We start from the raw sequence: 8270 nt of genomic DNA, 5'->3' as shown, positions 1-8270 counted from the left end.
CTCATGAGTCACCTTTTTTCTTATTTTTGCTGTTTTACTTACTCATGAACCCTTCATGCGGTACCTTTTTTCTTATTTTTGCTGTTTTACTTACTCATGAACCCCTCATGAGTCACCTTTTTTCTTATTTGCTGTTTCACTTACTCATGAACCTTCACGAATTAAGAACAGGTGTACTTAGAACTTGCCTAAGTACACCATCCCCGACTTATTTTTTATGTTGCGTGTAAATATGAATTGCATCTCTTAAAAATTCAGCAGTTCCTGGTTGTTCTTTATCGTAATGTGCTCTAAAGCGTTCATCGTCTACATACATTTGGGCTAGGCCTGCATGAGCTTCCTTACTATATTTGCTCCAATAAAATGTTAACCATTGTTTATGCAAATCAGCTGCTTTTTGGGCAATTTCACTTGATGGATCACCCGTTTTATATGCTTCAGCTAGTGTTTTTGCTAATTCTTCAGCAAGTCGCGTTACTTCTTTATGATCTTCTTCTGTCATATTCATTACTTTTTGATTTGCTTTATTAACAGCTTCATCCCCATATTTTTCACGTGCTTCTTTTCCATATTTCTTTTCATTTTCTTCAATCATATCTTTCTTAAAACCTTCAAATTTTTCTTTATTTGACATTGTAATTCTCCCCTCTGTTAGAGCAATTGACTTTTCAACGTTTGAAATTAATAAATCCAATTGCTTTCTTTTATCAAGAAGCCGCTCACGATGCTCGTTTAACGCCTTGGTACTATTAAAGTCAGGTGACGTGATAATTTCTTTAATGTTTTCTAAATTCATACCTAGTTCTCTATAAAATAAGATTTGTTGTAAGCGATCTACTTCCGCTTGACCATAAATCCGATATCCTGATGAGTTAATTCTTGCCGGCTTAAGAATCCCAATCTCATCATAATATCTTAAAGTCCTTGTGCTGATTCCTGCTAGAAGTCCAAGCTTTTGTACAGTGTATTCCATTGCGACTACCTCCTGACATCTTTACAATACACCTTTACGCAACGTTAAAGTCAATTCTATAATTTATAATTTTTAAGATTTTTTTTGGAGTAAGCTATACCCTGTTCAAAAAAATTTCTTTGAACTACACTACATTTAATTTCTACCGATCGCTTGGTAACATTATTCATTACAAGACATAAAAAAATCCCCTCTGCAATAGGGGATTACATCAATCATGTAGACAAACTACAAAATAATTATTTACCTGTAAATACTTTTATACCATTTATACCATCAAATGGTTTTCCACCAGGAGCGTGCAAATGACGAACTGCTAGTTTAAATCGCTTATTTGAAGGGATTTCTTGTTTAAAGGTTAACAAGAATGAATTGTTATCTCCTTGTACCTTTGTAATTGTAACTTGATTATTTGATAAGGCATTCCTTGCATTAAATTGACTTTTGTTTCCTAGTGATGCAATTCCGGTAGGGATTTTATCAGATAAACTTTGAATCCAATAAAAAGATGCTTTTGTTCCTAAATAAATATCAACTTGTGAATCAAAAGTTACTAGGATCTGATTTGTTGAAACCTGGAAAATATCAGCTAGATTAGGAATTTTGTTAACAGTTTGGTTTGGCTTATATCCTTCAATTCGCAGAAATTCCTTTTTGCTAGTTGCATTTACCTGCTTATTTCCTGGAAGAATAGAAGACATTACAATCAATAAAATCATAATCTTATAAAAAAATTTCATTATAATCTGCCTCCCTATATATATATAACAATTTTATAATTTGATGTTTTGGCAAAATATATACTTAGATTTTTAAAATTTTATCAGTTTTTAATCTAATATTAGCTTTACTACTCCTTTCGCTCGAATAAGAGACGCACTTTTTTTTGTGAATAACGATAAATAGATAAAAAAATTGATTTATATTTAAAATAATGGCAAACTATCTATAAGACTTAAGAGAGAATTATAGGTGTAATTATGATTGAAATTAAAACTTCTACGTTGAGTGACGGTGAATTTAATCGAGGTGTCTTTGCAACACGTGATATTGCAAAAGGTGAATTAATACACGAGGCGCCAGTTATTTCTTACCCGAACGAGGAACATGAGCATATCGAGAAAACTTTATTAGCAGACTACGCATTTGAATATGGTATTAATCATTCAGCTATTCTTCTAGGATACGGAATGCTATTCAACCATTCTTATGATGCAAATGCAACTTACGATATTAACTTTGATAATCACACATTTGATTTTTTCGCTTACAAAGACATTAAAGCTGGCGAAGAAATTTTGATTAATTATAATGGCGAAGTAGATAATATGGATCCACTTTGGTTTAATAAAGATTATGAAGAAGTTATGAGCAAGGAAAAGGAAAAAGAAAATGAAAAAGAAACCAATTAATTGGTTTCTTTTTTTATTTTTAAAGATTAATGGCACCATAAATTAATGCACCAAGTACTACAAAAGCCGGATGAATCTTAAATTTTTCCATTAAGAAAAATGTACAAGCCGCAATAAAAATAACTTGGAATGCTCCAATATCATGAAACGAATCAGAAAAAGATTGATATGTAAGTAGACCTAAAAGGACAACAATTGTCGGTTTTACATATGCTGTCATTCTCTTCACTCGAATTGAGTCACGATTTTTATAAAGCAACCCAATCAATAGAATCATTAGCAATAAAGAAGGGAATACCGTTGCAAAGACTGCAATAAAGGAACCAAAGATTCCTCCAATTTTATATCCAATATAGCCAGCCATTTTTGTGGCGATAGGTCCTGGTAAGGCATTTCCCATTGCAAACGCTTCATGAAATTCTTGCCCTGTTAACCAATGTTTTTGTGTAACAACTTCATTTTGAATTAATGGGATTGTAGCTGGCCCCCCACCATATCCTAAAAGATTCGTTATAAGAAATGAAAGAAATAATTTCCAATAAATCATTCGTTTGTACTCCCCTTCCTCGTCTGATGGTCATTTGAGGAAGTTGCTTTTACTGGTTGGAAGATTGCAAATATTAGTAAACTACCAATAATAATCGCTGGATGTATGTGTAAAAATTGAATTAGAAACAATCCAACAACTAAATGAATTAATATTGTTGGTGTTTTCAATCCTTTTTTTGAACTTTGATAAAATTGCCATGTTAATACACCTAACATTACCCCAACAACAGGTACAATTGATTCCTTCATCCCATTAACCCATTTTATATCTTTAAAAGACGATAATGATGTTAATAGTATAATCATTAATAGGATTGTCGGTAGGATCGTTGCAATAATCGCATTTAGCATTCCGATTATACCACCCATACGATAACCGATATAACCTGCTAATTTTGTATTGATTGGACCTGGGAGCATATTACCTATAGCTAAAATTTCAGAAAACTCTTCGTCTTTCATCCATTTATACGTATCAACGACTTCCTTATAAACTAGAGGAATCGTAGATGGTCCTCCACCATATCCTAATATACTACTTCGAAAAAACGCGATGAATATTTCTAATTGTTTCATTAAATCATTTCCTTTTCATATTTACCAACTTGCTATACAACCGTCCGTTCTTGATTCTGTACCACCCATTAAAACGCCAGAATCTTCATTTCTCCAAATAATTTGGCCTCGCCCGAAACTTCCAGTATCATCTGCAACCTTAATTTCATGACCTTTAGCCTGTAACTCTTCTATAATCTCTTGCGGAAAACTAGGTTCGACTTCAACTATTTTCCCTTCAATCCATTGCCATCTAGGAGCATCTAAAGTTTCTTGTGGATTTAAATAAAAATCGATGCTATTCATGATTACTTGAACATGACCTTGAGGCTGCATATAACCACCCATTACACCGAATGGTCCAATTGCTTTATTATTTTTTGTTAAAAATGCCGGAATAATCGTATGATATGATTTTTTTCCACCGATTAAAGCGTTGGCATGTTTTTCATTTAAGCTAAAATCACAACCCCTATTTTGCAATCCAATTCCAGTTCCAGGAATTACGATACCTGACCCAAAACCCATATAATTACTTTGAATAAATGAGACCATATTTCCATCTGCATCAGCTGTTGCTAAATAAACAGTGCCTCCACTAGGCGGTCTTCCTGGTAATGGTGTATGAGCAGTTTCCGTGATCTCTAAAAAACGTTCTTTTCCATATTGATCACTTAATAGACTCTCCACCGAAGTCTTCATAAACTTTCGGTCTGTCACATATTCCTTTCCACAAGCAAAAGCTAACTTCATTGCTTCAAATTGTTTATGATATGTAGTTACGTTCTCTTTGTCATCAAACTGATCATTTTTCAATATATTTAAAGCCATCAGTGCGACAATGCCTTGACCATTAGGTGGAATTTCCCACACATCATAGCCTCTGTAATTTATACTAATTGGATTTACCCATTCCGGTTTAAAAGACTCTAAATCTTCTTTTGCTAAAAAGCCACCATATTGATTTGAAGACTCAATAATTTTATCTGCAATTTCACCTTTATAAAAATCTTTTCCATTTGTTTCGGCTATTTTTTCTAAAGTTATTGCATGATCCAGTGACGACCAAATTTCTCCTACTTCAGGAGCTCTTCCATTTGGGGCAAACGTATCAAACCAAGCAGCAAACTCCTCAGAGTTTAACTCCTTTTTGTATATTTCATAAGCCTTCTTCCAAAACTTACCTAATGTTGGTGAAATCGGAAAACCTTCACGAGCATATTCAATTGCCGGTTGTAGCACTTCCTTTAATGAAAGTCTCCCAAACCGATTCGATAATTCTACCCAAGCAGCAGGAGCACCAGGAACTGTTATTGGCACCCAACCATACTTAGGCATTTTTTCATAACCTAGATCTTTTACTTTTTCAATCGATATATTTTTAGGTGCTGGTCCACTTGAATCTAAACCGTATAACTTTTCGTTCATCCAAACTAATGCAAAAGCATCCCCGCCAATGCCGTTTGAAGTAGGCTCTACTACTGTAAGGCAAGCAGCTGTAGCGATTGCAGCATCTACTGCATTACCACCCTTTTTTAAAATATCAAGGCCCGCTTGTGCAGCCAATGGTTGAGAAGTAGCGACCATTCCATTTCTAGCATACACCACATTACGATGTGATGAATAAACGTGTTCATTCGCTTTCATTTTTGTATACATACACTTTTCCTCCTTGGCTTCTCTGCAATAGTTATATTGGATAACAAAATAACCTAATCTATAAATTCGACAATATTTTAGTATTCCCCTACTTAACTATCAATCTAAATAAAAGAATCTATTAGAATGAATGCCTAATTCAATTAAATGTCTTAAATTTGGTTATATACATTTAGATGCTTGTCCATTTCAACTAAAGGCTACTTTGAATACATTATCTTTAGGAGGGGATTATAAAAAAATGTTGAAACTTTATTTAGATCCAGGTCATGGTGGCTCTGATTCAGGTGCAGTAGGTAATGGATTAAAGGAAAAAGACTTAACTTTGGATATCGCATTAAGAATACGAGATTTATTGAATAACTACAATGACGTTGAGGTTAGAATGAGCAGATCTACCGATACTGATCGTTCTTTAACTGAACGTACTAATGATGCAAACTCATGGGGTGCTAGCTACTTTTTATCTGTTCATATCAATTCATTTAATACATCAGCGTCAGGTTATGAGGATTATATACATGATAGTTTGTCAGATACGTCTACTTCAGCTCAGTATCAAAACGTTTTACATCCAGAGATCGTAAAGGTAAATGGTCTAACTGATCGTGGTAAAAAGAAAGCTAATTTTCATGTATTACGTGAATCAAATATGCCAGCGATTTTGACTGAAAATGGTTTCATTGATAATGCAAGTGATGCTGCAAAACTAAAAGACCCAAATTGGCGTCAAAAAGTAGCTCAAGGGCATGTAAATGGATTAGTAAAAGCATTTAACTTAACAGCTAAGGCTAAGGCTGAAATGCATAGAGTAATCGTAGACGGAGTACAAGTCGGTGCATATCAGGATGATCAAAATGTACTGAATGCAGTGGAACAATATCTTCCAACAGCAACTAAAATTATTATCGAGAAAGTTTAAACGGTTCTATTAACTATTTGAAGACTGTCTAATTAATAGACCGTCTTTTTTTCGTAGAGAATAAAAAAGGGTTCTTCGATTAAGAAACCGCACCAGCTGTTTACTCTGTAGATTTCAATATATCTAATATATTGTTTGAGTCAATTTTCTTTTTTTGTCTCCCTAAACTAATCACTTGTTCTCCATATTTATTTTGCAATTTATGTAATGTTTCAAACAAAGGTTCTTGTTTGGCATCCTTTTCAAAAGAAAATAAGTCCAATTGCTTTGATATTTCATCTTTTGGATTTAATTGTGAGGCAGTTACTCCGATTAAACGTAATGGTTCTCCGTTCCAATTTCTTTTCCATAGGTCAAATGCCTCTTTAAAGATTTCATTAGCTTGTTGTACAGGTGTAGTAAGTTTTTTACTTCGATTAATTGTTTTTCGGTCACTAAATCGAAGTGTAATTGTCACAGTGTCAGCAACTAAACCCTTCTTAATTAATCGTTCAGCAACCCGTTTCGATAGAGCTTCAAATTTTTCTGCAATCATTGGTTCCTCAAAAACATCAAATGAAAATGTCGTTGATTGGCCAATTGTCTTATGTGAAAGCATACGACTAGGATCGACTTCTCTTTCATCTATTCCATTTGCCTTATTTCTTAAAGATTTACCGTTTACACCTAATAATTCTTGTACTTGTTCTTCATCACTTTTTGCCAAATCTTCTATTGTAATAATGCCAATTTCATTTAATTTTTCTTCAGTTTTCTTACCAACACCATGCATCTCTCCTACTTTTCTAGGCCATAAAATAGTAGGAACATCCCTCTTTCGAAGAACAGTAATTCCAAGTGGTTTTTTCATATCTGAAGCTGTTTTCGCAAGAAATTTATTTGGACCAATACCGATACTACATGGCATATCAAGATCTTCTAACAACATTGACTGGATCATTTCAGCTATTTTAATTGGATGACCTAGTTTTTCATCACAATCAGTTATATCAATATATCCTTCATCAATTGATGCTACTTCAATTTTAGGACTTATTGCACCTAATTTTTCAAATATTTGCCTTGAGACTTTTCGGTAAGCTTCAAAAGTTGGCGTTTTCACAATCATCTCAGGACATTTTTTTCGTGCTTCCCATAATGGCATTGTTGCCCGGATTCCATAGGCTCGAGCTTCATAACTTGCAGTTACGATTATTCCCCTCCGCTCTTTTTCATTACCGGCCACAACTACTGGTTTACCTTTTAATGATGGATCATTCGCTATTTCAACTGAAGCAAAAAATGAATTCATATCGACATGTAAAATAACTCTTCCGCTCTTTGGTGCCCATTGATTCATTGACTCACCTCCTATGCTAGTATAATTTCATTTTTTTATATATTCTATTAACGTGTATTAATGCCTGAATATAGTTAAAACTGATAAAGTTTGAATCATATCTAAAACCAATATCTAATTATTATAAACGTTTTTGGATTAAAGGAGAAAAGCTATGCAAAGTAAAATTCAAAAAATATCAACGAATTTATGGTTTGATACACAAGCCGAAGAAGCCGTAAATTATTACACTTCTATATTTAAGAATTCAAAAATTGAAAGAATCACACGATACGGAAAAGAAAGACATGATCCAAACAGTATGGAAGAAGGTGCGGTTATGACCATTCAATTTAGCTTAGAGGGGTTAGATTTTGTTGCGTTAAACGGTGGACCTCACTTTAAATTTACAGAAGCAATTTCATTCATCGTTCATTGTGACTCCCAAGAAGAAATAGATTATTATTGGGAAAAATTATCAAAGGATGGAGATAAAAATGCTCAAGCATGTGGTTGGTTAAAAGATTAATTTGGTGTCTCATGGCAAATTGTTCCGACCATTTTACCTGAACTATTAAATGACTCTAATCTAGAAAAATCTGAACGAGTAATGAAAGCTATTCTCCAAACTAAGAATAAAATCAATCTAAACAACTTAATTGATGCTTATAAAGGATAGGGGCTATCTCTTAAATCACGATAAAATGTACTAGCACTTTGGGAAAGCTCTGAAGTTGAAGTATGTATAGGGAGGCATCTCACCTAAGTTTATGATTTGATGTTAATACGACTGACTGAACGACTCTTTATAGAAATTTAGCCGATTAGTTCATATAAATTCTTATGAGTAAGTTATTTCATCTTTTTACTTTTTTACTTACT

General features: G+C 33.5%; 9 protein-coding genes. 3 read left to right on the top strand and 6 right to left on the bottom strand.

Annotated elements, in window-relative coordinates:
* Positions 1-208: 208 nt before the first annotated feature.
* The gene (locus BM319_RS00110) at positions 209-973 is read right to left on the bottom strand and encodes a MerR family transcriptional regulator (protein ID WP_069033453.1); all 765 of its coding nucleotides are present in this window, start codon (positions 971-973) and stop codon (positions 209-211) included.
* A gap of 239 nt (positions 974-1212) precedes the next feature.
* Positions 1213-1713: a hypothetical protein gene (locus BM319_RS00105; RefSeq protein ID WP_069033454.1), complete on the bottom strand. Its 501-nt coding sequence runs from the start codon at positions 1711-1713 to the stop codon at positions 1213-1215.
* 240 nt (positions 1714-1953) lie between these two features.
* On the opposite strand from BM319_RS00105, the gene BM319_RS00100 reads away from it, so the two are divergent.
* Positions 1954-2385: an SET domain-containing protein gene (locus BM319_RS00100; RefSeq protein ID WP_069033455.1), complete on the top strand. Its 432-nt coding sequence runs from the start codon at positions 1954-1956 to the stop codon at positions 2383-2385.
* Between the two features lie 19 nt (positions 2386-2404).
* On the opposite strand, the gene BM319_RS00095 is transcribed toward BM319_RS00100, so the two are convergent.
* Genes BM319_RS00095 through ggt form a run of 3 tightly spaced genes read right to left on the bottom strand, consistent with a single transcriptional unit; the run spans position 2405 to position 5148 of the window.
* Positions 2405-2932, bottom strand: a complete 528-nt coding sequence (locus tag BM319_RS00095) for a chromate transporter (RefSeq protein ID WP_069033456.1) — start codon at positions 2930-2932, stop codon at positions 2405-2407.
* The gene (locus BM319_RS00090; RefSeq protein WP_069033457.1) at positions 2929-3510 is read right to left on the bottom strand and encodes a chromate transporter; all 582 of its coding nucleotides are present in this window, start codon (positions 3508-3510) and stop codon (positions 2929-2931) included. Before BM319_RS00090 ends, BM319_RS00095 begins: the two co-directional genes overlap by 4 nt.
* A 21-nt stretch (positions 3511-3531) precedes the next feature.
* Positions 3532-5148 carry a gamma-glutamyltransferase gene (ggt, locus tag BM319_RS00085; protein WP_439097775.1) on the bottom strand — a complete coding sequence of 539 codons (1617 nt, stop codon included), beginning with the start codon at positions 5146-5148 and terminating at the stop codon, positions 3532-3534.
* Between the two features lie 241 nt (positions 5149-5389).
* Between ggt and BM319_RS00080 the strand changes: the two genes are divergently transcribed.
* Positions 5390-6070, top strand: a complete 681-nt coding sequence (locus BM319_RS00080) for an N-acetylmuramoyl-L-alanine amidase family protein (RefSeq protein ID WP_069033458.1) — start codon at positions 5390-5392, stop codon at positions 6068-6070.
* 100 nt (positions 6071-6170) lie between these two features.
* On the opposite strand, the gene BM319_RS00075 is transcribed toward BM319_RS00080, so the two are convergent.
* A complete protein-coding gene (locus BM319_RS00075; protein ID WP_069033459.1) occupies positions 6171-7409 on the bottom strand; it encodes a DNA polymerase IV in 1239 nt (412 codons plus the stop codon).
* A gap of 154 nt (positions 7410-7563) precedes the next feature.
* Here BM319_RS00075 and BM319_RS00070 point away from each other — a divergent pair, with 154 nt between their 5' ends.
* A complete protein-coding gene (locus BM319_RS00070; RefSeq protein WP_353615534.1) occupies positions 7564-7917 on the top strand; it encodes a VOC family protein in 354 nt (117 codons plus the stop codon).
* The last annotated feature ends 353 nt before the right edge of the window (positions 7918-8270 follow it).

Origin of the sequence: Bacillus sp. UNCCL81 (assembly GCF_900112535.1) — a bacterium.
Lineage (GTDB): Bacteria > Bacillota > Bacilli > Bacillales > Bacillaceae_G > Gottfriedia > Gottfriedia luciferensis_B.
Note: the sequence above shows the minus strand (reverse complement) of the source record. Positions and strands in the feature narration are given on the sequence as shown.